This is a genomic window from Pantoea sp. K16 (genome assembly GCF_048452805.1).
Taxonomy (GTDB): Bacteria; Pseudomonadota; Gammaproteobacteria; order Enterobacterales; family Enterobacteriaceae; genus Pantoea; species Pantoea agglomerans.
In genome coordinates this window covers 78,578-100,860 of sequence record NZ_JBLWNV010000003.1, presented here as the reverse complement: position 1 = coordinate 100,860, position 22,283 = coordinate 78,578, and the positions used below count along the sequence as shown (strand labels likewise).

18 protein-coding genes are annotated in these 22,283 nt (G+C 57.1%); 10 read left to right on the top strand and 8 right to left on the bottom strand.

Annotated elements, in window-relative coordinates:
* Positions 1–262: 262 nt before the first annotated feature.
* Positions 263–2,620 carry a membrane-bound PQQ-dependent dehydrogenase, glucose/quinate/shikimate family gene (locus ACK13D_RS04935; RefSeq protein WP_323170148.1) on the bottom strand — a complete coding sequence of 786 codons (2,358 nt, stop codon included), beginning with the start codon at positions 2,618–2,620 and terminating at the stop codon, positions 263–265.
* Between the two features lie 668 nt (positions 2,621–3,288).
* Between ACK13D_RS04935 and ACK13D_RS04930 the strand changes: the two genes are divergently transcribed.
* A complete protein-coding gene (locus ACK13D_RS04930) occupies positions 3,289–4,302 on the top strand; it encodes a GT-D fold domain-containing glycosyltransferase (RefSeq protein WP_418795846.1) in 1,014 nt (337 codons plus the stop codon).
* Positions 4,303–4,493: 191 nt separating this feature from the next.
* Complete coding sequence (locus ACK13D_RS04925; protein ID WP_033779188.1) at positions 4,494–5,816, top strand: MFS transporter; 1,323 nt, start codon at positions 4,494–4,496, stop codon at positions 5,814–5,816.
* A 92-nt stretch (positions 5,817–5,908) separates the two neighbouring features.
* Here ACK13D_RS04925 and ACK13D_RS04920 read toward each other — a convergent pair whose 3' ends face one another.
* Both ACK13D_RS04920 and ACK13D_RS04915 read right to left on the bottom strand, forming a co-directional pair.
* Positions 5,909–7,339 carry a purine-cytosine permease family protein gene (locus tag ACK13D_RS04920; RefSeq protein ID WP_418795844.1) on the bottom strand — a complete coding sequence of 477 codons (1,431 nt, stop codon included), beginning with the start codon at positions 7,337–7,339 and terminating at the stop codon, positions 5,909–5,911.
* Positions 7,340–7,694: 355 nt separating this feature from the next.
* Positions 7,695–8,150: a winged helix-turn-helix transcriptional regulator gene (locus ACK13D_RS04915; RefSeq protein ID WP_010244971.1), complete on the bottom strand. Its 456-nt coding sequence runs from the start codon at positions 8,148–8,150 to the stop codon at positions 7,695–7,697.
* A 129-nt stretch (positions 8,151–8,279) separates the two neighbouring features.
* Between ACK13D_RS04915 and ACK13D_RS04910 the strand changes: the two genes are divergently transcribed.
* Positions 8,280–9,491: an MFS transporter gene (locus tag ACK13D_RS04910; protein ID WP_187506936.1), complete on the top strand. Its 1,212-nt coding sequence runs from the start codon at positions 8,280–8,282 to the stop codon at positions 9,489–9,491.
* Entirely contained in the window at positions 9,488–10,372 is an 885-nt protein-coding gene (locus ACK13D_RS04905) for an EamA family transporter (RefSeq protein WP_022625667.1), read from the top strand. Before ACK13D_RS04910 ends, ACK13D_RS04905 begins: the two co-directional genes overlap by 4 nt.
* A gap of 16 nt (positions 10,373–10,388) precedes the next feature.
* Here ACK13D_RS04905 and ACK13D_RS04900 read toward each other — a convergent pair whose 3' ends face one another.
* The 4 genes from ACK13D_RS04900 to ACK13D_RS04885 all read right to left on the bottom strand — a co-directional run bounded on the left by ACK13D_RS04900 (position 10,389) and on the right by ACK13D_RS04885 (position 14,651).
* Positions 10,389–11,021 carry a DapH/DapD/GlmU-related protein gene (locus ACK13D_RS04900; protein WP_010244979.1) on the bottom strand — a complete coding sequence of 211 codons (633 nt, stop codon included), beginning with the start codon at positions 11,019–11,021 and terminating at the stop codon, positions 10,389–10,391.
* 627 nt (positions 11,022–11,648) lie between these two features.
* Positions 11,649–12,950, bottom strand: a complete 1,302-nt coding sequence (locus tag ACK13D_RS04895) for a PQQ-dependent sugar dehydrogenase (RefSeq protein ID WP_010670132.1) — start codon at positions 12,948–12,950, stop codon at positions 11,649–11,651.
* 12 nt (positions 12,951–12,962) lie between these two features.
* Complete coding sequence (locus tag ACK13D_RS04890) at positions 12,963–13,370, bottom strand: hypothetical protein (RefSeq protein WP_010244987.1); 408 nt, start codon at positions 13,368–13,370, stop codon at positions 12,963–12,965.
* Positions 13,371–13,535: 165 nt separating this feature from the next.
* On the bottom strand, positions 13,536–14,651 hold the full coding sequence (locus tag ACK13D_RS04885; RefSeq protein WP_010670131.1) for an ABC transporter substrate-binding protein: 1,116 nt from the start codon (positions 14,649–14,651) through the stop codon (positions 13,536–13,538).
* Between the two features lie 346 nt (positions 14,652–14,997).
* Between ACK13D_RS04885 and ACK13D_RS04880 the strand changes: the two genes are divergently transcribed.
* From ACK13D_RS04880 to ACK13D_RS04855, 6 genes are all read left to right on the top strand, one after another.
* Positions 14,998–16,152, top strand: a complete 1,155-nt coding sequence (locus ACK13D_RS04880; protein ID WP_010244993.1) for a mandelate racemase family protein — start codon at positions 14,998–15,000, stop codon at positions 16,150–16,152.
* Between the two features lie 123 nt (positions 16,153–16,275).
* Positions 16,276–17,907: an ABC transporter substrate-binding protein gene (locus ACK13D_RS04875; RefSeq protein WP_033787890.1), complete on the top strand. Its 1,632-nt coding sequence runs from the start codon at positions 16,276–16,278 to the stop codon at positions 17,905–17,907.
* Positions 17,904–18,935: an ABC transporter permease gene (locus tag ACK13D_RS04870; protein ID WP_010245000.1), complete on the top strand. Its 1,032-nt coding sequence runs from the start codon at positions 17,904–17,906 to the stop codon at positions 18,933–18,935. Before ACK13D_RS04875 ends, ACK13D_RS04870 begins: the two co-directional genes overlap by 4 nt.
* A complete protein-coding gene (locus tag ACK13D_RS04865; RefSeq protein ID WP_033787892.1) occupies positions 18,932–19,837 on the top strand; it encodes an ABC transporter permease in 906 nt (301 codons plus the stop codon). The genes ACK13D_RS04870 and ACK13D_RS04865 overlap by 4 nt, the downstream gene beginning before the upstream one ends.
* Positions 19,809–20,675, top strand: coding sequence for an ABC transporter ATP-binding protein (locus tag ACK13D_RS04860; RefSeq protein WP_010245006.1), 867 nt, complete (start codon positions 19,809–19,811; stop codon positions 20,673–20,675). The genes ACK13D_RS04865 and ACK13D_RS04860 overlap by 29 nt, the downstream gene beginning before the upstream one ends.
* Before the next feature lie 9 nt (positions 20,676–20,684).
* Entirely contained in the window at positions 20,685–21,449 is a 765-nt protein-coding gene (locus tag ACK13D_RS04855; protein ID WP_418795839.1) for an ABC transporter ATP-binding protein, read from the top strand.
* A 70-nt stretch (positions 21,450–21,519) separates the two neighbouring features.
* On the opposite strand, the gene ACK13D_RS04850 is transcribed toward ACK13D_RS04855, so the two are convergent.
* A complete protein-coding gene (locus ACK13D_RS04850; protein WP_003853539.1) occupies positions 21,520–22,158 on the bottom strand; it encodes an RpiB/LacA/LacB family sugar-phosphate isomerase in 639 nt (212 codons plus the stop codon).
* Positions 22,159–22,283 lie beyond the last annotated feature (125 nt).

Here is a 22,283-nt window from a genome sequence, read left to right as displayed (position 1 = left end):
CACGATTAATTGTGAAGTCATATATTAATCTACGCCTCGCGGCTTAATGCGCAAGTCTGTCAGGCAGGAGAAATCGTTAAAGCGGGAGCGCTGTCACGAAATGGTTTCAATGCGTTATCAGATGATGTGAATGCGGAGATGAAAGAATTGAGATGAAATACAACAGGTTGTCGCGCGAAGCCGGGTGTGAGATCTGACAGGCAGAAGCATAAAAAAAAGCTGAGCGCCAGGGCGGCGCTCAGCGGGTCGGTTTTTTAAAAAATCACTTCAGACGGAAAGCGACAACGCTGTCGCCCGCCGTGGTGCCGAGCGAGCCGTGGCCGCCCGCGGCAATCACCACATACTGCTTGCCATCTTTGCCCATAAAGGTGGATGGCGTGGCCTGCGCTCCGGCACTCAGTTCAGTCTGCCACAGCAGTTCGCCGGTGGTGCTGTCGTAAGCACGGAAGAAGTTATCTGCCGTTGCGCCATGGAACACCAGATCACCCGCCGTCAGCAGCGGTCCGCCGTGCGCCACCATTCCCATCGGGAAACCGAGCGGGAAGCGGCCAGGCAGGAAGCTGGTCTTGAGGTTTTTGGTGGTGCCGACGCGACGCAGCCATTCGGTTTTGCCGGTGGTCAGATCCACACCGACCATCCGTCCCCACGGTGGCGCGATGCAGGGAATACCCAGACCCGACGCCATCTGCTGGATGTGGATAGCGTAGTCACCGTGGAAGTTCTCATTCCAGTACGGCGTACCATCTTTGGTGAAGGTACGCTGGGTTTCGGTTTCCGGCGTGCGTCTGATGAGGTTGTATTTGTAAGCCAGGCGTACCGGTGCCGCAATCAGCATCTGACGCTGTGGATCAACCGCTACTGAACCCCAGTTAAACACCCCGATGTTGCCCGGGAAGATCAGCGAGCCTTTCTCCGTTGGTGGCGTCCACGGGTTACCGTCATAGCGCAACTCACGGAACGTGGTGCGGCAGGCCATCTGGTCAAACGGCGTAATGCCCCACATTGACTTCTCAGTCAGCGGCTGCGGAATGAAGTTCAGGCTGGAGACTGGCTGGGTCGCCGCATACTGCTCGCCTTTAATGCCATCCGTGGAGACCTTAACCTGCTCTACCGGATAAACCGGTTCGCCGGTCAGGCGGTTCAGCACAAACAGGTTGCCGGTTTTGGTCGGCAGGATCACCGCCGGTTGCGGTTTGCCCTGATAGTTGATGTCCACCAGCGACGGCTGTGACGGGTTATCACGATCCCAGAGGTCATGGTTTGAACTCTGATAGCGCCATTTGAACGCACCAGTTTTCAGATCCAGTGCCACCAGCGCATCACGGAATTTTTCAGTGTTGCTGGCGGGATCGCGTTCAAGTCCCACTTCATCCGGCGAGGCGTTACCAAACGGCACATAGACCAGGCCGTTTTTCAGATCGGCGCTCAGGGTGGCCCAGGCGACCGGGGTATCCTGCGGATAGGTTGCCCCTTCAGCGACCGGTGCGGTGTTATCCGGGTTAGCCGGATCGAAGTTCCACACCAGACGACCGCTGACGGCATCATAGGCACGGATCACACCTGATGGGTTACCGCTGTTGAAGCCGTTATCCATCACCGAACCGCCGACAATCACCAGGTTGCCCGCCACCAGTGGCGCGGCAGTCTGCATCAGCGCGTGCGGACGCACCTCGCCCATGTTGGCGCGCAGATTCACCACACCGTTGTCACCAAAGTCAGCACAGGCTTTACCGGTATCGGCATCCAGCGCCAGCAGGCGGGCATCGGTGGTGGCATTGAAGATACGCTTGCGGCAGATGGCCGGCGATGCGCCCGTCTGCGTCTGCGCCTGCTGACCGGCATCGAAGTAGCTCACGCCACGACAGGTCTGGTGCTGCTGCAGATAAGAGCGGTTTTTATCCGGCGTCGTTTTCCACTTCACCGCACCGGTTTCCGGGTCAAGAGCATGGACTTCGTTGTGCGGCGTACAGAAGTAGAGCATGCCGTTGGCTTTCAGCGGTGTCGCTTCAAAGGTGTATTCGGTCGCATCATCACCCTGACGCAGGTCGCCGGTGTGATAGGTCCAGGCCACTTCAAGATCTTTCACGTTATCTTTAGTGATCTGCTTCAGCGCCGAAAAGCGCTGGCCATCTGTGGTTCCGCCATAGGCGCTCCACTCTTCAGCGGCACCGCCGGTCGCAGAGGCGTTGCGCGGCGTATTAATGGCGCCCTGCTGCGGCAGCGGATCGTAGAAGCAGAGACCGATGACCAGCAGCACCATCAGGACGACGGAACCCCCGAGGAAAGGATGGAAACGACGCTGCCCCTGATAGAGCGGACGCACCACCCACGGCAGCGCCAGCCAGAGACCCAGCACGCCAAACAGGTCGCCGCGCGGGATCCACTGCCATTTGTCGAAGCCCACTTCCCAGATAGTCCAGAACAGAGTGATCCACATCAGCAACGCATAAAGCGTCAGCGCACTGCGTTTGTTCATCAACAGCAGAATCGCGCTGAGCAGAACGCCCACGCCCATCAGCGCATAGAACGCGCTGCCTCCTGCAAGCAGGAGTTGTCCTCCCATGTAAATCAGGGCGATAGCAAATATCACCATGATTATACTGGTTATTTTATTAATCATGATCCATCCTCGGGTCATTAGCGGCAATTGAAAGGTTAAGCTGGAAACATAAATTCAACGAGATTTTAACTTACGCACGAAATATGTAAAAACGTGTATAAGCGTTAATCATTAGAAATATTTATTATAAATGTCACCAGTTAATGCGGTCAGGCCGCTTTTTTTACTTTCTGAAGGGCTGATTACGGGATATCCATCACAAAAAATTAACCATAGGCTGCTAACGACCGCACCTTTTGTTCAAAGGCGATTAATTAACAGACAAGCCGCCCTTCTGTAACGCCAGCTAAAGTGTGCCCGACGAAAGTTTTTCAGAGTCAAATAATCATAATGGTTTATTAACTCTGCTCTGAAATAACTCTTATTGCTGAAATCGGGAATGTTACTGCCCTGCTGTTATTATTGGCGGCTTCATCAACGCTGGTGCGGTGTCGCTGCTGTTCAAATGATTTAATTGTGCCAGTCTGAACGCGTTTTTTATTATTTTCCTGAAAAATAACACTCAGGAAATAGATTAATGAACAAAGGGATTTTGCCGATGAAAACGATTTCAGATATTCCGTAGCATGATGCTTATTTTATCTGTGATATATATCAGCTCTCTTATATTCGTTTATCCGGCCAGCAGGCGGGATTTTTCTGGCAGCAATAAACCAGGCAGGTTAACTATGACCGCACTTCATGCTATTCATCGCAAGTTTCGTTTCCCTTTTAAGTTTCTTAATGCTGCCATTCGCTATCCTGCTGCGCAGGCACGGGTAAAGCGTTATTCCGTCATGTCGATAGAAGAGACTGTCGATCTGTTATTACGTAACCCACAATTATCCCTGGCCCGTTATGGCGACGGTGAACTGGAAATGACCTGGTATAAAAATATCGGTTTTCAGCCATTTGACCCGAATCTCTCTGCACGGCTCAAAGCCTTGCTGCAGCAGGATTCAGGAGCCAACCCGAACTGTCTGATCTGTCTGCCGGATGCCTTTCGTACCACCCGTAATATGCGGGGCGGGTCGGCCCTGTTCTGGTTCTTCCATAAATCATTTTATTTTAAATATTATGAGGCTCTGCTGAATAAACAGTACCAGTATGGAAATACCTCGGTGACCCGTCCCTATCACGATTATAAAGGCAAGCAATTATCCCGGACGATATTTGATAAGTTTAAACAGCTCTATCAGGGCCGCCGGGTATTAATTGTGGAAGGCAGCGGCACGCGCCTGGGATTAGGCAATGATTTACTGGAGGGAGCCAGCGAAGTGAAACGTATTACGACGCTGAACCGTAATGCCTTTTCCGTCTATGATCGTCTGTTTGATACCGTTTTAAAGAATGCCGTCAACTTTGACCTGGTCTTGATTTCATTAGGGCCGACCGCAACCGTGCTGGCATATGATTTAAGTCAGCACGGTATCCGCTGTATTGATAGCGGCCACGTCGATATTGAATATGAGTGGATGCTGGCCAGTGCCACCAGCAAAATAAAAGTGGACGGAAAAAACGTCAATGAGGCGGGCGTACTGCTGAGTGAACAGACTACGGTGGCAGATGCGACTTATCAGCAGCAGATTTTACAACACGTTGGCGAAATACCCCAGGTCGGGACGGCTGATACAGAAGCAGTCACGGAAGCCGTGGTTATCCCGCTGCCACACGTCAGCCCCAACCATCATAACGCCGCCTGAGCCTCACCACCGACAGGCAGCGGCTGCACCGCATTGAAGCGCAGGCGAATTATTAGCGGGATCAGTTAACCCCCTTCGGAGCGGGCTCAGGGGCCCGAATTCTGTGCTTGTCCGCTGTTTGCCGGATAAATGCCCTTTCCGGCATCAATTTTGCTTCTGCTCTCCTGAGACATTTAATCAGGAGAAGTGAGATGACAACCAGCCGTTACCGTTACACCATATTTTCACTGCTGTTCCTGATCGCCCTGATCAACTACATCGATCGCGGCGCCCTGTCGTTTGCGGCCAACGCTATTGCGGCGGAGTATCACTTCAGCAAAGTCCAGCTCGGTGCAGTTCTGGGCTACTTTGGCTTTGGCTATCTGTTTGGTTCGCTGTGTGGCGGCTTTCTTGCCGACCGTATCGGCACGAAAAAGGTCTGGCTGCTGGCAGGCGTACTCTGGTCGCTGCTGGAGATCGCCACCGCCTGGGCGGGGGAACTGGGCATGGCGCTGTTTGGCGGATCCGCTATTATGGGCTTTGCTGCCCTTCGCATTATGTTTGGTTTTTCCGAAGGCCCGGCCTATGCGCTGATGAACAAGGCGATTGCTCACTGGGCACCCGATAATGAGCGCGGCTTTGCGCTGGGCATCGGCCTGCTCTCGACCCAGGTTGGCGCGCTGCTGACCGCCCCGATTGCGGTGGGCCTGCTGCTGCTGACCCATGACTGGCGCATGATGTTTATCCTGCTCGGTGTTTTCTCCCTGCTGGCGATGGCGCTGTTTGCCCGCACCTTCAGCGACAGCCCGGAGAAAAGTCCACATACCAATACCGCAGAACGTCAGCTTATCCAGACCGGTCAGCGCCGCAGCGCGGGCGACAGCATACCACTGCCCTGGTGGCGCTTCTTTACCAGCCGCACCCTGGTCTGCAACGCGCTGGGCTACTTCTCATTCCTCTACATCACCTTTACCCTGGTGACCTGGATGCCGAAATATCTGCAGGATAATTTCCATTACGACCTGCACTCACTGTGGTACGTCGCGATGATCCCGTGGAGCGGCGCCTGTATCACGGTGCTGCTGGGCGGTCGCATTGCCGATGCCCTGCTGGCTCGCTTCCGTAATCTGCGTCTGGCGCGCAATCTGTTTGCCGCCGTCACGCTGTGCGGCACCGCCTGCTGCTTTATGGCGATCCCCTATGTGCAGTCGGCTGCGGGGATTATTGCACTGATGACCCTGGGCAATGCGCTGAATGCACTGGTAAACAATGTCTACTGGTCGGTGGTGATTGATGTCACCCCTAAAGCGTCGGTGGGCACCTACAGCGGCATGACGCTGGCGATAGCCAATCTGGCAGCGATTATCTCTCCGATGCTCTGCGGCTGGCTGGCGGAATATTACGGCTACAACGCGATGTTTACCGTCACCGCGCTGATCGCCTTTGGCAGTATGCTGGCAATGACACTGCTGCAACCGGAGAAGCCGCTGGTGGCCGAGGCGCAGACCGGCGCAGCGGACGTTTCTGCCGCCTGATCTTAAAAGAGGATTTCCTGACACGCGGGTGATCACACACCCGCGAAGAGTGACACTCCCTGAAAGGCTGCCGCTCAGGCGGCCTGACCTTGTTATTGGGCGGGATAAATTGACTGTTCGGGGATGCCCCGACGATCCCAGCGGCTGGCGATCAGCCATAACAGTGCCGTCGCAAACCAGCCGATGATCCACGAGACATCATTACCGGCAAAAATCCAGGCCAGCGATCCATGGTGCAGCGGATTATCGATAAACGGCAGTTGCACCAGCACGCCCAGAAAATAGACGGTAATACCGGCCAGGTTCCAGCGTCCATACCGCCCGTCCGGCTGCGACAGTGCCGGGACATCAACCCTGCCCCTGGTGATCAGATAGAAATCGGTCAGGCTGATCGCGCTCCACGGCACAAAGAAAGCCAGCAGAAACAGCAGGAAGTGGGTGAAGGATTTCAGAAAGGCCGGTTCACTGAGCAGAGCAATGACGCAGGCCAGCGTAACCATAAGCACCACAAACAGAATGCGCCCGCCCCGACTCAGCGTGGTTTTCTGCCGGAAACCAGAGACAATGGTGGTCAGTGACATAAAACTGCCGTAGGCGTTCAGCGTGGTAAACGTGATTTTTCCAAAGCAAATGGCGAAATAAATCACCATGGCCATGGTCGCCGTGCTGCCCATGCTCACGATGTAACCGACCTCATTGCCTGCAAACGCACTTCCGGCAATGGCAGCGACAATCACCCCCAGCGTCATTGAAGCCTGCGTGCCAAGTACGGTGCCAAAAAAGACTGAACTGAAGAGTTTCTTCGCGGAGACATCAGCTGGCAGATAGCGTGAATAGTCAGAGACATAAGGACAGAAGGCAATTTGCCAGGATGAAGACAGGGAGACCGCCAGCAGGAAATTTGCCGGGGTAAAGTGCTGATTCTGCCACACGGCTGATAAGTCATGCGCAGAGAACAGCGTGATAAACAGATAAGCAAAGGCTAAAACGCCAATGACGCTCGCCAGCTTGCCCAGTTGATGAATCACGCGATAGCCCAGCACCGCAATGATCACGATGAGGGTGCTGAACAGGATCATCCCGGTTGAATGACTGACATGGATAAGTTTAGCCAGCGCCTGCCCGGCTAATACTGTCCCGCTGGCTGAAAATCCCACATACATAATGCACACCAGCACCAGAGGAATAACAGCACCAAACACGCCAAACTGCATACGGCTGGTGATCATCTGCGGTAAACCCAGGCGCGGACCCTGGATCGCATGCAAAGACATGATCGCTGCACCCAGAATCTGCCCCACCAGTAAGCCGATAAGAGACCACACGACGTCTCCACCCAGCACCACGGCCAGCGCACCCGTGACAATAGCCGTGATTTGCAGATTGCCACCAAACCAGAGCGTAAACTGGTTAAAGGGATGACCATGACGTTCACCCAACGGGATGTAATCAATGGAGCGGGTTTCTGACAGGCCCTGTTTCTCTGAGCCTGAATAATCTGATACAGATGATTTGACCGACATAGATTCCTCGCTGGAACAGTGAGAGACGTGTTGACTGAAAGCGTGATTTGCCCAATCCAGGGTTGAGAGTACATGTCTATACAAGCAGCGATATTGTCATGCGCATCGGGAAGTTACAAGGCAACCGGTCATTGGAAAATGTGATGATATCGACAGGCCTGTCATGATGCGGGGCAGGAAAGGATGAGGAAGCGCGGGGACCTGTTTCCGGGGATAACGCCCTTATGGCGGGGCGTAAAACGGGAGTAAGGCATTTTGTTCGATCACCGCTACAGGCGACAGCGATGATCGGGTAACGCGTACGATGTCAGGCCTGTCAGTTTCAGAGTGTGCGGAAGAGGAAAAACCCTGACGGTTACCCTTCAGCAACCACCCGCTGACGATGACAGTCGGCCGGTTCCAGTTTTTGCCCCTGTGAAGAGATAACCTCCAGGCGCGGCAGCGGCTTTCCTTCCGCATTATCCAGCAGCACGGAGTGGGTTTCGCCCTTCTCAAACAGGTAACGCTCGCCCCACTGGCGCATCGCGACCACAACCGGAAACAGCGAACGGCCTCTTTCGGTCAGGACATATTCGCTGTAGGCGCTGCCGTCGGAGGCCGGCGCAACCTCAAACACCCCTATCTCCACCAGCTGCTTCAGGCGTGACGCCAGGATATTTTTCGCCAGCCCCAAATTCCGCTGGAAGTCACTGAATCTGCGGACGTCATCAAAGGCTTCACGCACGATCATCATGCACCAGCGCTCACCTATCGACTCCAGGGTTCTGGCGACCGGACACTCGCTGGTTCTCAGGGATTCCTGCTTAGCCATGCTCTTCTCTCACGCTGCCTGTCTCATGATGGCAGTTTAGCCACTCCGAAAAGAAGTTGCAAAAAAAAACCAGCCCGGTTTAAGATATCGCCAATCCAGTTTCAAATAAAAACCAGAAAGGAAAGCAACATGACCTGTACGATTGGCAAGGCGCGTGATCCTGAAGCCGATTCGCCCCCAGCCGCGATCCCGGTGCTCTCGTCCCGGATGATCTTTTTGTTCTCACTCACCTCTGCGCTGGCGGTCGCCAATGTTTACTCGGCACAGCCTCTTCTGGAGTCGATCGCCGCCAGCCTGCAGGTTTCCCCTGGTACCATTGGCACAGTGGTAACTGCCACGCAGAGCGGCTACGCTCTGGGGCTGATCTTTCTGGTGCCGCTGGGCGACTGCGTGAACCGCAAAAAACTGGTGATTATCCAGTTGCTGCTTTCCGTGCTGGCGTTAATCACTGCTGCGGTTGCGCCAGACCTGATGACGCTGCTCTGTGCAATGCTGCTGGTGGGATTAATGGCGGTGGTCACGCAGCTGATGGTGGCGTGGGCCGCCATGCTGGCATCGCCAGAACAGCGCGGACAGGTGGTGGGCAGCGTGACCAGCGGCATCGTGATCGGCATCCTGCTGGCGCGGTTTGTTTCCGGAATGATTGCTGACCTGGCGGGCTGGCGGGCGGTCTATCTGACGGCTGCCTGCCTGTTACTCCTGATCTCGCTCATCCTGGCGAAAGTGCTGCCCGCCACAGCAGGTCAGACGCGGCGCACATCTTATCCTCACCTCTTACTGTCCGTTTTCCGTCTCTTCCTCACGGAACCGCAGCTGCGCAGACGAGGGATCCTGGCGCTGCTGATTTTTGCAGCCTTCAGTATGCTCTGGTCTTCGATGGTACTGCCACTTACCGCCCTGTCACTGTCACACACCCAGACCGGGATGTTCGGCCTGGCCGGACTTGCCGGTGCGCTGGCGGCCTCCAGAGCAGGCGCATGGGCTGACCTGGGCCTGGGGCAGCGTGCCACTGGCTTAGCCCTGGCGTTGCTGACCTTCTCCTGGCTGCCGATAGCCGCGCTTCACAACTCGTTGCTGTTGCTGATTTTCGGGGTGATCCTGCTCGATTTCGCCGTCCAGACGGTACATGTGATTAATCAGAGCCTGATCGTGGCCGCCCGACCCGAGGCGGCAAGTCGTCTGGTGGGGGCCTATATGTGCTTTTACTCGCTGGGCAGTGCGCTGGGGGCCATCGCCGCCACTCAGCTTTATACACACTGGGGATGGCAGGCTGTCTGCTATGCCGGTGCAGCGGTCAGTGCCTCTGCCTTTCTCTGCTGGTCCGGAGTTCGTCACTCATGAAATTAACGCATCTGCTGCTCGCCGTCATGATCACCGCCATCTGGGGGGTTAACTTTTCAGTTATCAAGCTCGGCCTGCAGGCGGTCGACCCGTTTATCCTGGCAGGTATCCGTTTTACGCTCTGCGCCCTGCCAGCGCTGTTCTTTATTAAGAAACCGGACGTGCCGTGGCGCTACCTGATCAGCTATGGCCTGGTCTTCGGGATTGGCCTGTGGGGTCTGGTGAATCTGGGGATTAAAACCGGACTGTCGGCGGGCATCGCCTCGCTGCTGCTGCAGTTCAGCGCCTTCTTCACGCTGCTGCTCGGTGGCTGGGTATTTAAAGAGCGTCTCAGCCGCTATCAGATCGCCGGGTGTGCGCTGGCCTGCGCCGGTCTGCTGAGCATTTTTTTCATTACCGATGGCTCAGTGACGTTTTCCGGCATGCTGCTGGTGCTGGCAGGCGCGGTCGCATGGAGTATTGCCAATATCATCAATAAAAAAGCGGGCACCCGGCAGGTTTTTGCTTTTCTGGTCTGGTCGAGCGCCTTTGCACCCATTCCACTCTTCCTGCTGGACGGGCTGGTCAATGGCAGCGCGGGCTATCACGCACTGTTCACCCAGCTGGATGTGAAGGCGGTGTTGTCGATACTGTTTCAGGTCTATCCCAATACCCTGCTGGGCTACTGGGTGTGGAACTGGCTGCTGAAACACTATCCGGTTTCAACGGTCGCGCCACTATCGCTGCTGGTACCGGTGTTCGGCATCCTGGGTTCAGTGGCGATATTTGGCGAAACGGTTTCACCTCAGAAAATCGCCGCGCTGCTGCTGATCGTCGCCGGACTGGCCGTCGGGCTCTATGGCCAGCGGGTTGTGCGCTATTTCGGCGTACAAACCGGCTGACGGCGCCGTGGGGTGGCTATGCACCGTGCCGCTGGCAGAACGCTTCGATGTCACCGTGCTGAAAATCGGGCAGATTCGCCAGCAGTTTCTCCAGCGGCCAGTTCCACCAGGCAATGCGCTGGAGACGTGCGGCGATAGCCGGTGTAAAGCGCACCCGCAGTGGCCTGGCCGGAACACCGCCCACGACGCTATAGGGCGCGACGTTTTTCGTCACGACTGCACCCGCGGCCAGCACCGCACCATCACCAATGGTGACGCCTGGCAGCACAATTACGCCGTGACCTATCCACACATCGTGACCGATTATCACCCGATCGGCGCGTCGGGCGGAAAAGAACCCCTGATCGCGTCGGGCGTCGGGGTGGTAATACTCCGGGCAGTAGGTAAAGCGATGCTGGGAGGCGCGGTCCATAGGATGATTCGGCGCGCCAATGCGCACCTGATTAGCAATGGCGCAGAAGCGCCCCACCTGGGTATCGGCCAGGCAGCAGTGTTCGCCGACATAGGAGAAGTCACCCAGCTCGCTATACTCCAGCGTGCTGTGCGCCAGGATCTCACACTGCTGACCCACAGTGGTTTCGCGCATCTTCACACTCTCATCAATCCATGTGTGCGCTAATCGGGCGGGCATAACGGCGGCAATGGACATAAAACTCCCGGTCTGGATAAGCAGCGCCCCGGCGGCGTGCTTTTGCCGCACCACCTTACCCGCCTCCGATGACAGAGAATTGACAAAGAAAAAAGGCGGAGTGGTTAGCTCCGCCTTGTTTCAAGTTCCGGTTAACCTGCGTGACCGGTCAGTTGCATAAGGGCAACGATGATCTGCAAGATGACCCGGATAAGATCCAGAATCAGCTTAGTCAGTTCCATCACTTTCCTTCTCCTTTTACAGGAGCGCGCTGTTCGGCAACCAGGGCTTTGACTCTACCCGCCGGGCGCCTAAGCACATCTTTGTGGAGAGAGCTGAGCGGCACTCATGGTTAAAGCCACAGGCCAGCACCACCTGATGCCTGCCGGGATTTTAAAACCGTGCCCCTGGGAGCGGCCAGTCGACAATGAGGCGATGCTCAACACTCAACACCTGTATAAACATACAGCATTTTGGCGAAACTTGAAATCCTTAGCCGCACATTTTACAATCTTGTTTGTGGAGAGTGCTGAGCACCTCGTTCGCAGCGCGGTTACCAGCCGGGTAGCGAACAAAAAATAAAGGATTTGGCGAAATGCCAAATCCTTTTTTTATGCCTGCTTTCTGCTTAAAAAAACAGCGCAATGCTTACTTCGCGGCGCTGATTCGCCACACGGTATTACCCGCATCGTCAGCAATCAGGACACCGCCCTGTTTGTCGCTGGCCAGACCGACCGGTAATCCACGCACCTGCTTTTCGTCGTCCGTCAGGAAGCCCGAGACCACCGTCTGCGGCTGACCCACCGGCTTGCCGTTTTCAAATTTCACCCACACCACTTTGTAGCCATTCAGCGGCGTACGGTTCCAGCTGCCATGTTCACTGATAAACGCACCGCCCTGGTATTGCGGCATGTTATCTGCGCCGTAGAACAGCAGCCCCAGCGGAGCGACATGCGAACTCAGGGCATAATCAGGCTTAATCGCTTTCTCAACCAGATCGGGACGCTGCGGTTCGGCACGGGTATCCACATGCTGACCAAAGTAGCTGTAGGGCCAGCCATAGAAGCCTTTGTCCTGCACTGAGGTCATGTAGTCAGGCACCAGATCGGAGCCGATTTCATCACGCTCGTTGACGATGGCCCACAGTTTTCCGCTCTGCGGTTCCCACTGTAAGCCGGTCGGATTGCGCAATCCGCTGGCGTAGATCCGGCTGGCACCGCTGGCCGCGTCCACTTCCAGCACCGCGGCGCGGCGATACTCTGCGCCAATGCCGTTCTCGGTGACGTTACTGTTGGAGCCGACACCCACATAGAGCTTGCTGCCATCGGGGCTGGCCAACAGCGCTTTGGTCCAGTGGTGGTTAATCGGCCCACCCGGCAGTTCCGTCACCTCTTCAGGCGCGGTGCGGATCTCCGTCTCCCCTTCGCGATAGGGGAACTTCACCAGGCTGTCAGCATTCGCGACGTAAAGGGTATTGCCAATCAGCTGCATACCAAACGGCGAGTGCAGATTCTCAATAAAGCGGTGCTGCTCCCATTTGCCATTGACGTTGCGCAGCAGCGTAATCCGGTTGCCGCCAGCGCCGCCCTTACCTGACGCTTTCTGCACAATGCCCATAATCAGCTGTTTAGGCCGGGTGGTGGGTTTGGCCGGGCCGTTGGATTCCGCCACCAGCACATCGTTATTCGGCAGCACATAAACCTGACGCGGATGCTGCAGATTGTCAGCGATCTTTTCGATTTTCAGCCCGTCAGCCACTTTTGGCATTTCGCCCGCTTTCCACGGCGTGCCTTCCGGCACCTGCATCGGCGGCATAAAGAAGTTCTGTGCCTGCGGCAGTTCAGGATTCGGTCCGATCTGCTTTTGCGGATCGACAAGCGCACCATCATCACAGCCTGCCAGCAGTGCTGTCAGGGTAAGCGCGAGCAACGTTTTATGCGGTATCTTCATGGTGGCTCCTCCTTAAGCGCTACGCTGACGTAACGCAAGTTGCACATTCGCCAGCAGCAGCAGCGCTACCACCAGCGTCGAAAGCGTCACGCCCAGCGGGATGACAGCGGCGGCATCACGGCTGTGAATAAACGCATTGACGATAGCGATCACAATCGCCACCAGCCAGAGCCAGAAATGACTCTTTTCCGCACTGTCACTGCCGCGGAACAGATAAACCAGCGCGATGAGTCGCGGCACAATCGCCAGTATCAGTCCCAGCGCAATCAGCCAGCCTGCGGCATCCGTCCAGAACAGCACAAAGGTCTGGCTATAGAGAATATCGAACAGCCAGGCCGCGACAAAAAAGCCCAGCGGCACCGGCTCCAGCAGAGCGTACAGCGTCACGGCAAAGGCCGATCTTCCCAGGGTATTGCGCATGTTTCTCTCCATTTTTAACGTGAATGCGGACCGCGTCAGACGTCGCGCTGCTCAGAGCAACTGACTCCGCGCCTGTAAAAGATTAGTAAATCTGAAGAGAAACAGAGGGTTTATTCGGGAGGAATTGCAAATCAGGCGGATGACGTCCCTGTCATCGCCGGTCAGTCAGGGTTTATCAGCGGGTAAAGTGACCCAGTATCCTGGCTGATAAGGCAGCGGCAGGAACTTCTCGTGGAACGTGCGGAAGGTGGCGTCCGGATCCAGATCGGCAAACAGATCGGGATGCAGCCATTTCGCCAGCGCCTGGATAGCCACAAACTGGTAAGGGCTGTCGTAGAACTGATGCCAGATGGCGTGGACATTGCCGTTGTGCGCCACCGGCAAGGTTTTAAAGGCATCGCGCATCATCAGCCCCTTAAGACGCGCGGTAGCCTCGGTGACATTGGCACCCGGACCGACGCCGACCCATTTGCCCACGGTATTGTAATTCTTCCAGTTAGCGCCGGTCACCACCACCACATCCGGCTGGCTGGCGATAATCTGTTCCGGGTTAACGGTGCCGAAGGTGCCAGGGATCAGATCTTTAGCGATGTTACGACCGCCCGCGATCTCAACCATCTGACCAAAGTTTTCATTGCCAAACGACATGCAGCACTCGTCGCTGTAGCCGCCTGCACGGTCAATCATCACTTTCGGGCGGTAGCCGGTAAAGTTCTTCAGACGCGAGGTGACAAGGTCAATCTGCTGCTGGCGGAAGGTGATAATTTCCTGGGCACGCGCCGGTTTGTTCACCAGTTCGCCCATGATGCGGATACTTTTCTCCGCATTCACCATCGGCGCTTCGCGGAAATCGATAAACACCACCGGCACGCCTACTGCCTGCAGTTTTTCAATCAGCTTGCCTTCATCGGTGGCGGCTTTGGATTCCAGATTCATCAGCACCAGATCGGGTTTCAGGGTTAACGCCTGCTCGACGTTGAAAGTGCCATCTTTCGCCCCGCCAAAGGTCGGTAATTTTTTAATTTCCGGATAGCGTTTTTCGTAAGCCTGATAACCGTCCCAGTCCGCTTTCGGGAAGTCGTCACGCCAGCCAATCACCCGTTTAAATGGGGCATCAGTATCAAATGCCGCCAGCAGATACATCTGACGGCCCTCACCCAGAATGATGCGTTTTGCCTCCTGCGGCACCTCGACCTGACGGCCTGCGACATCGGTAATCAATTTGGCCGAAGCCGTCCCTGCCAGCGTGAGCAGCCCCAGCGCTAAAAACCATTTTTTCATTGTAAAAACCCGCACAAATGATAATGAGAATTATTAATGTAAAGCGGCGTTACTATCACCTAAAACAGGGGTCAGGGGAAGTCATCCGGTTAAATGTTTTTTGCTGCAGGGTTAACTGGCGGAGTTGCGCTCAAAGAGATCCCTTGAGAGGAAAAAGCGCAGCGTGTCGCTGCTCACAAAACGGTCAGCTTTCGTGAATATGTTCACAACACCCTGGGCAGTTGCACACATATTAGCCATTAATCGTATCGTTTTGGCTAATGCGTTAATGAATTGTGAAGGCTAGATTGAAAATGAAACAGCGTTTTAATAATTCATCAGGACAGACTGCCACAGGAGCTTAACCGTGAAGATCAGCGCCATTGATGTCACCCTTTTTACCTATCCCACCCAGCGTTGCGCCGACAGCGCCGGACACTCCCACCCTGGCCCGGAAAATGATGCGCAGATGGCGCTACTGACCCTGACCAGCGAGGAAGGCGACTGTGGTTACGCCTTTGCGCCGCCGGAAGTGGTGCGATCCCATGTGGTTAATGCCTTTTTCCGCAAAGTGCTGATCGGTCAGAACGCCTTTGACCGGGAGCGTCTCTGGCAGGATCTGGTGCACTGGCAGCGCGGCAGCGCCCATCAGCTCACCGAGCGGGCGCTCTCCGCTGTGGAGCAGGCATTGTGGGATCTGATTGGACGGAAGCTGAAACAGCCTGTCCACAAACTGCTGGGCGGCTATCGCGAGAAGATCCCGGCTTACGGCAGCACCATGTGTGGTGACGAGCTGAGCGGTGGATTATCAACGCCGGATGAGTATGCGCAGTTCGCGGAAAAGCTGGTGGCGCGCGGATATCAGGCGATCAAGCTACACACCTGGATGCCGCCGGTCTCCTTCGCACCCAGCCCGGCGATGGATATCAAAGCCTGCGCGGCGGTGCGTGAAGCGGTGGGCCCCGATATCGCGCTGATGCTGGATGGCTACCACTGGTACAGCCGCAGTGACGCGCTGACCATCGGCAAGGCGCTGGAAAAGCTTAATTTCGCCTGGTTCGAGGAGCCGATGGAGGAAGAGAGCATGGCCTCTTACGCCTGGCTGGCCGAAAACCTCTCTATCGACGTGCTTGGTCCGGAGAGCCTGGGCGGTAAACATCACAGCCGCGCCGACTGGGTGCGTGCCGGAGCCTGCGACATTCTGCGAGCCGGTGCCAACGGCGTAGGCGGCATCTCGCCCACCCTGAAAGTGGCGAATCTGGCTGAAGCCTTTGGCATGGATTGCGAAGTGCACGGCAACGGTGCGGCCAGCCTGGCGGTGGTCGGGGCGATCCGTAACTGCCGCTGGTATGAGCGCGGCCTGCTGCATCCCTTCCTGGATTATGAAACACCGCCCGCCTACCTCAACAGCCTGATCGACCCGATGGACGATCAGGGATTTGTCACCCTGCCCACCCGCAGCGGGCTGGGTGAGGATATTAACTTCAGCTGGATTGAGACGCACACGCTGAACCGCTGGTAAATCGCACTACCGAAGTACGGCAAACAATAATAACCCCGTCGCCCGCCTGCTGCCTGCCATCCCGGTGGCCAGCAGCAGGCAGAGTCGTAAACGGGAAAACCTCTGACCTGCTGGACTTTACCTATGACCCTGACACAACGATGTGGCGCGTGGCTGATCACGCTGCTGGTGCTGACGGGCAGCGCGTCAATCCAGGCAAAGACCCCGGATGACCAGCTGATCGTCGGCATGAATATGAATAACCTGCTCACCCTGGATCCGGCCGCTATGACCGGCAACGAAGTGGTCGGCATTGTCGTAAATCTCTATGACGGACTGGTCGAGCTGAACCCGCAGCAACTCACCGAGGTGCGCCCGGCGCTGGCGGAACGCTGGTCAGTCAGCCCGGATAACCGCACCCTGACTTTTCACCTGCGCGACAACGTCAGGTTTCACTCCGGCAATCCGCTGACCAGCGCCGATGCGGTCTGGTCGATGCGGCGGGTGCTGCATCTGAACCTGGCGCAGGCGTCGGTGTGGAAATCGTACGGCTTCAGCCGTGACAACGTTGACCAGATGATTACCGCACCCGACGACCGCACGCTGGTGATCACCCTGCCCAGACCTAACGATCCGCAACTGGTGATCTACTCGCTGGCGGCGCTGGGCAGCATGGTGGTGCTGGACAGCAAAACCGTGCAGCAGCATGAGGTGGATGGCGACTGGGGCAACCGCTGGCTCACCACCCATGAAGCGGGCTCCGGCCCGTTCCGGCTGGATGTATGGCAGGCAAAAGATGTGCTGCGCATGAGTCGTGCGACCGATTACTGGCGCGGCGAGGCGAAGATGTCGCGGGTGGTGTTCCGCCATCTGCAGGAGTCGCAGACCCTGCGGCTGATGATGGAGAAAGGCGATCTGGATATCGCCAGTAACATGGCGATCCCCGACGTGCGCGCCCTGCGGCACGACCCCGACCTCACCATTGATGCGGTAAGAAAAGGAACGATCTACTACCTGGCGATGAGCATGAAAGATCCGCACTTCGACAATATCAAAGTGCGGGAGGCGGTACGCTACCTGGTCGATTATCAGGGCATCAATAAAAGTCTGATGACCGGCTATGGCGAGCTGCATCAGCGCCCGATTCAGGCTGGCATGCCCGCCACGCTGCCCGATCCCGGTTACCGGCTCGATGTGCCGCGCGCCCGCGCACTGCTGGCTGAAGCGGGTTATCCGGACGGCTTCGACACCACGCTGCGGGTGCTGGCCGATCAGCCCTTTCTGAACATCGCCATCGCCGTGCAGTCGACGCTGCTCCAGGGCGGGATCCGCGCAAAAATCATCACCGGCACCGGTAACCAGATCTATGGCGCGATGCGCGACCGCCAGTTCAGTCTGCTGGTCGGACGCGGCGGCAGCGGCGTGGAGCCGCATCCCCACTCCAGCCTGCGCGCGCTGGTCTATAACCCGAATAATGCTGACAGCGCCCGGCTGACCAACTTCCAGGGCTGGCGCACCGGTTTCTATGACGCGCAGCTCAACAGCATGATCGATCAGGCGCTGGTGGAGCGCGACAAAACCCGCCAGCAGCAGGCCTATTACGCCATCCAGCAGCGCTATGACCAGCTGGTACCTGCACTGATGCCGATTTCACAAATGCTCGACTCCGTGGTGGTCAGCAACCGGGTGCAGGCTTATCAGCCGCATCCCTCAGCGACCACCTTCCTCCGCGATGTCTGGAAAACCCCTGAAGCCAAAGCGGGAGGCACCCTATGATCCTGACCCTGACCCGAACTCAGTGCCGCCGCATCAGCCATCGCGCGGTGCAGGTAGTGATTACCCTGTTCGGCCTGCTGCTACTGACCTTTTTTATTGGCCGGGTAATGCCGCTGGATCCGGTGCTGGCGATTGTCGGCCCTGACGCCGATCAGGCCACCTATCAGCAGGTTTATCACCAGCTCGGCTTTGATAAACCGCTGTGGGTGCAGTTTGGCATCTACCTTAACGCGCTGCTGCATGGCGATCTCGGCCATGCGCTGCTCACCGGTCAGCCGGTGGTGCATGACATTGTGCGCGTCTTTCCGGCAACCGTAGAGCTGGCCACGCTGGCGATTGTGATTGGCGCAGGACTGGGCGTGCCGCTGGGTGTGCTGGCGGCGGCGCGTCGCAACAGCGTCATCGACTATGTGGTGCGGATGCTCAGCCTGGCCGGTTACTCCACCCCAATCTTCTGGGTCGGCATGATTGGCCTGCTGCTGTTCTATGCCCATCTCGGCTGGGTCGGCGGCGCAGGTCGGGTGGACTTCAGCCTGGATGGCATCGTGCCACGTCGCACCGGCTTTATGCTGATTGACGCTCTGCTGGCGGGCAACAGCCAGGTATTCTGGAATGCGCTGAATCATCTGGTGCTGCCCGCCTCGCTGCTCGGCTTTCACTCCATGGCCTATATCAGCCGCATGACGCGCAGCTTTATGCTCGCGCAGCTGTCGCAGGAGTTCATTCTGACCGCGCGGGTCAAAGGCCTGACTGAATGGCAGGTGATCTGGCAGCACGCCTTCCGCAATATCCTGGTGCAGCTGCTGACCGTGGTGGCGCTGGCCTATGGCTCGCTGCTGGAGGGCGCGGTGCTGATTGAAACCGTCTTCTCCTGGCCCGGCTTTGGCTCCTACCTCACCGGCAGCCTGATGCTGGGCGATATGAATGCGGTGATGGGCTGTGTGCTGGTGGTGGGGCTGATTTTTGTGCTGCTTAACCTGATCTCCGACCTGCTCTATCAGGTGTTCGATCCGAGGACCAAAGTATGACGATCTCTTTTGACGCTGCGTCTGTGAGTCATTCCCGTGAGCGGCTGGTGCGCTGTCAGCGTTTTGCTGCCCGCTGCGGCTATTTCCTCTGGCGCATGGCCTGTAATCCCCTGACCGCGATTGGTGGTGGCATTGTGCTGGTGCTCTGCATCGTGGCGCTGTTCGCGCCCTGGATCGCGCCGTATCACCCGCTGGTTCAGGATCTGAACAATGCGCTGACGGCTCCCGGCGCGGCCCACTGGTTCGGCACCGACGAGTTTGGCCGGGATATCTTCAGTCGCCTGGTGTGGGGCGCACGCATCACGCTCTACATCGTGCTGCTGGTATCGGTCACCGTCGGGCCGCTGGGCCTGCTGCTGGGCGTCACCGCCGGTTATTTTGGCGGCAAAGTCGACGGCGTGCTGATGCGCGTCACCGATATCTTTATCTCCTTCCCGAGCCTGGTACTGGCGCTGGCCTTTGTTGCCGCGCTGGGGCCGGGTCTGGAGCATGTGGTGATCGCGATTACGCTCACTGCCTGGCCACCCATAGCCCGTCTGGCCCGCGCTGAAACGCTGTCGCTGCGTCAGGCGGACTTTATCTCGGCGGTGCGCTTACAGGGCGCGTCGCCGTTGCGGGTGCTCTGGAAGCACATTATTCCGCTCTGCCTGCCGTCGGTAATTATCCGCATCACCATGAATATGGCGGGCATTATCCTCACCGCCGCCGGGCTGGGGTTTCTTGGGCTGGGCGCGCAGCCGCCGGATCCGGAATGGGGCGCGATGATCGCCAGTGGCCGCACCTACATGCTGGAGTGCTGGTGGGTGGTGACCGTTCCCGGTCTGGCGATCCTGATTAATAGCCTGGCATTTAACTTCTTAGGAGATGGCCTACGTGACCTGCTCGATCCCCGCAGTGAGTAACGCCTCGCCGTTGCTCGACGTGCGCGATTTGCACGTGAACTTTGTTAACGGACGCCAGATTACGCCGGCGGTGCGTGGCGTCTCCTTTCAGCTCGGTCAGGAGAAGCTGGCGATTGTCGGTGAGTCCGGCTCCGGTAAATCGACCGTGGGTCGCGCCCTGCTGCAGCTGCATCCAGCTAAGGCGCGCATTGAGGCGAGCCGGATGCAGTTTGGCGATATCGACCTGCTGCACGCCAGCCCGGCAGAGATGCGCGCCATTCGTGGCAAACGCATCTCGATGATTATGCAGGACCCGAAATATTCACTGAATCCAGTGATCCGGGTGGGCGAACAGATTGCCGAAGCCTGGCGCAGTCACCATCGCGGCCAGAAATCGGCGGCACGTCAGCGGGCGCTGGCGATGCTGGAGGAGGTGCAGATCCGCGATCCTGAACGGGTATATCAGCTCTATCCCCATGAGATTTCCGGCGGCCAGGGGCAGCGCGTCATGATCGCCATGATGCTGATCACCGAGCCGGAACTGGTGATTGCCGATGAGCCCACCTCTGCGCTGGATGTCTCGGTTCGCCTGCAGGTGCTGGCACTGCTGGATGATCTGGTGAAAGCGCGCGGTCTGGGACTGATTTTTATCAGTCACGATATCAATCTGGTGCGCAGCTTCTGCGATCGGGTGCTGGTGATGTATGCCGGGCGCGTGGTGGAGTCGCTGGCCGCCAGCGAACTTGACCGCGCGCAGCATCCCTACACCCAGGGACTGCTGGCAGCACTGCCCGACCTTGATCGGCGGCGCACCCGTCTGCCGGTGTTACAACGTCACGCCAGCTGGCTAACTGACTAAGGAGTTACGATGATTGAGGTAAAAAATCTCAACCTGAGTTTCGGTGAAGAGGGTCGCCGTAATCAGGTGCTGTTCGACGTCAGCCTGCAGGTTAAACAGGGTGAAATCTTCGGACTGGTCGGTGAGTCGGGCTCGGGCAAAACCACGGTGCTGAAGTGTCTGGCGGGCCTGTTTAATCACTGGCAGGGAGAGCTGACCATTGATGGCCAGCCGCTGGCGCACCGCATCGATCGGGCGCGCTGCAGTCAGGTGCAGATGGTGTTTCAGGACCCTTATGGCTCGCTGCATCCGCGTCACACACTGGGCGATATTCTTGAAGAGCCATTACAGATTCAGGGTATCGGGCAGCGCCAGCAGCGCGTCGTGGCAATGCTGGATAAGGTCGGGCTGAATCGTGCCTGGCAGACGCGTTATCCGCACCAGCTTTCCGGTGGTCAGCGTCAGCGCGTGGCGATTGCCCGGGCGCTGATTTTAGAGCCGCGCGTGCTGCTGCTGGATGAGCCGACCTCCGCGCTGGATGTTTCGGTGCAGGCGGAGATCCTCAATCTGCTCAGCGATCTGCAGCAGCAGGAGAACCTGACCTATCTGATGGTGACGCACGATCTCGGCGTGGTGGCGCACCTCTGCCATCGCGTAGCGGTTATGCAACAGGGCAAGGTGCTGGAGACGCTGGATGTGCCGACGCTGGTGGCCGACCGCGCCGCGATGCCCTACACCCGGATGCTGGTAGAGGCGAGTCGTCATTACAATCCGGCGCTGGCGCAGCAGAGCTGACGTTCAGCTGATGTCGGGAAAGAGAGAATAAAAAAAGGCCGGTCAGACCGGCCTTATGACCCCGGATGCGTTAGTGGGTCAGCTGACGCACAAAAGCGACGATTTCCTGATTTTTGCCATGCTCAAACAGACACTGCTGGAAGCGTGGGCCACTAACGGCAGTACGCACCAGTTCAGGGTCGATGGCGCGCAGCGTGTCGAGGTAGTTCTCTTTGATCACGGCAGCTTTGACCTGATTCAGCAGACCGGCATTACGCACCTGCGGCTCTTTACGCTCTGGCGGATAGCCATTGCCCTTCTCGCCGGTGAAGGCTTTTTCAAAGATAAAGCGCAGGTTAAGTTCAGCGCCCCAGCCAAAGCCTTTGGCGAACGGCAGAGATAAGGCATTACCGTTGTTGATCTGGGCAAACAGGTAGGCATCCGCCGGATCGATACAGTAGCCGCAGACAACGCCCGGATGAATGTTAAGCGACATCAGCGCGCCCTGCCCGGTGCCGCAGCCCGCGACCACGAAATCCACGGCCTGGCTGTTGAGCAACACGCTGGCCTGAATGCCGAGGTGAATATAGGTCAGGTGGTGATCCTGCTCATCGCTCATACCGACGTTGAAGACCTGATGGCCCAGCGGCTGTGCGACGCCTTCCAGTTCTTTCAGCACGGTAACGTTTTTAGCGGCCTGGCTGTTTTCCATCATTAACGCGATTTTCATGATCTACCCTTATAAATTAATTGAAACACCGTTTCATTTTAGTGAAAAACCACTAAAGTGCATAAACTAATTCACCCGAGTGCTGTGAGATCCATCACAAAACGGTCACCGCAGCAGGGGCAACC

What these genes read in the sequence shown, in the direction of transcription:
- ACK13D_RS04935 (WP_323170148.1), bottom strand. Translation starts at nt 2,620, where the DNA reads ATGATTAATAAAATAACCAGTATAATCATGGTGATATTTGCTATCGCC.
- ACK13D_RS04930 (WP_418795846.1), top strand. Translation starts at nt 3,289, where the DNA reads ATGACCGCACTTCATGCTATTCATCGCAAGTTTCGTTTCCCTTTTAAG.
- ACK13D_RS04925 (WP_033779188.1), top strand. Translation starts at nt 4,494, where the DNA reads ATGACAACCAGCCGTTACCGTTACACCATATTTTCACTGCTGTTCCTG.
- ACK13D_RS04920 (WP_418795844.1), bottom strand. Translation starts at nt 7,339, where the DNA reads ATGTCGGTCAAATCATCTGTATCAGATTATTCAGGCTCAGAGAAACAG.
- ACK13D_RS04915 (WP_010244971.1), bottom strand. Translation starts at nt 8,150, where the DNA reads ATGGCTAAGCAGGAATCCCTGAGAACCAGCGAGTGTCCGGTCGCCAGA.
- ACK13D_RS04910 (WP_187506936.1), top strand. Translation starts at nt 8,280, where the DNA reads ATGACCTGTACGATTGGCAAGGCGCGTGATCCTGAAGCCGATTCGCCC.
- ACK13D_RS04905 (WP_022625667.1), top strand. Translation starts at nt 9,488, where the DNA reads ATGAAATTAACGCATCTGCTGCTCGCCGTCATGATCACCGCCATCTGG.
- ACK13D_RS04900 (WP_010244979.1), bottom strand. Translation starts at nt 11,021, where the DNA reads ATGTCCATTGCCGCCGTTATGCCCGCCCGATTAGCGCACACATGGATT.
- ACK13D_RS04895 (WP_010670132.1), bottom strand. Translation starts at nt 12,950, where the DNA reads ATGAAGATACCGCATAAAACGTTGCTCGCGCTTACCCTGACAGCACTG.
- ACK13D_RS04890 (WP_010244987.1), bottom strand. Translation starts at nt 13,370, where the DNA reads ATGCGCAATACCCTGGGAAGATCGGCCTTTGCCGTGACGCTGTACGCT.
- ACK13D_RS04885 (WP_010670131.1), bottom strand. Translation starts at nt 14,651, where the DNA reads ATGAAAAAATGGTTTTTAGCGCTGGGGCTGCTCACGCTGGCAGGGACG.
- ACK13D_RS04875 (WP_033787890.1), top strand. Translation starts at nt 16,276, where the DNA reads ATGACCCTGACACAACGATGTGGCGCGTGGCTGATCACGCTGCTGGTG.
- ACK13D_RS04870 (WP_010245000.1), top strand. Translation starts at nt 17,904, where the DNA reads ATGATCCTGACCCTGACCCGAACTCAGTGCCGCCGCATCAGCCATCGC.
- ACK13D_RS04865 (WP_033787892.1), top strand. Translation starts at nt 18,932, where the DNA reads ATGACGATCTCTTTTGACGCTGCGTCTGTGAGTCATTCCCGTGAGCGG.
- ACK13D_RS04855 (WP_418795839.1), top strand. Translation starts at nt 20,685, where the DNA reads ATGATTGAGGTAAAAAATCTCAACCTGAGTTTCGGTGAAGAGGGTCGC.
- ACK13D_RS04850 (WP_003853539.1), bottom strand. Translation starts at nt 22,158, where the DNA reads ATGAAAATCGCGTTAATGATGGAAAACAGCCAGGCCGCTAAAAACGTT.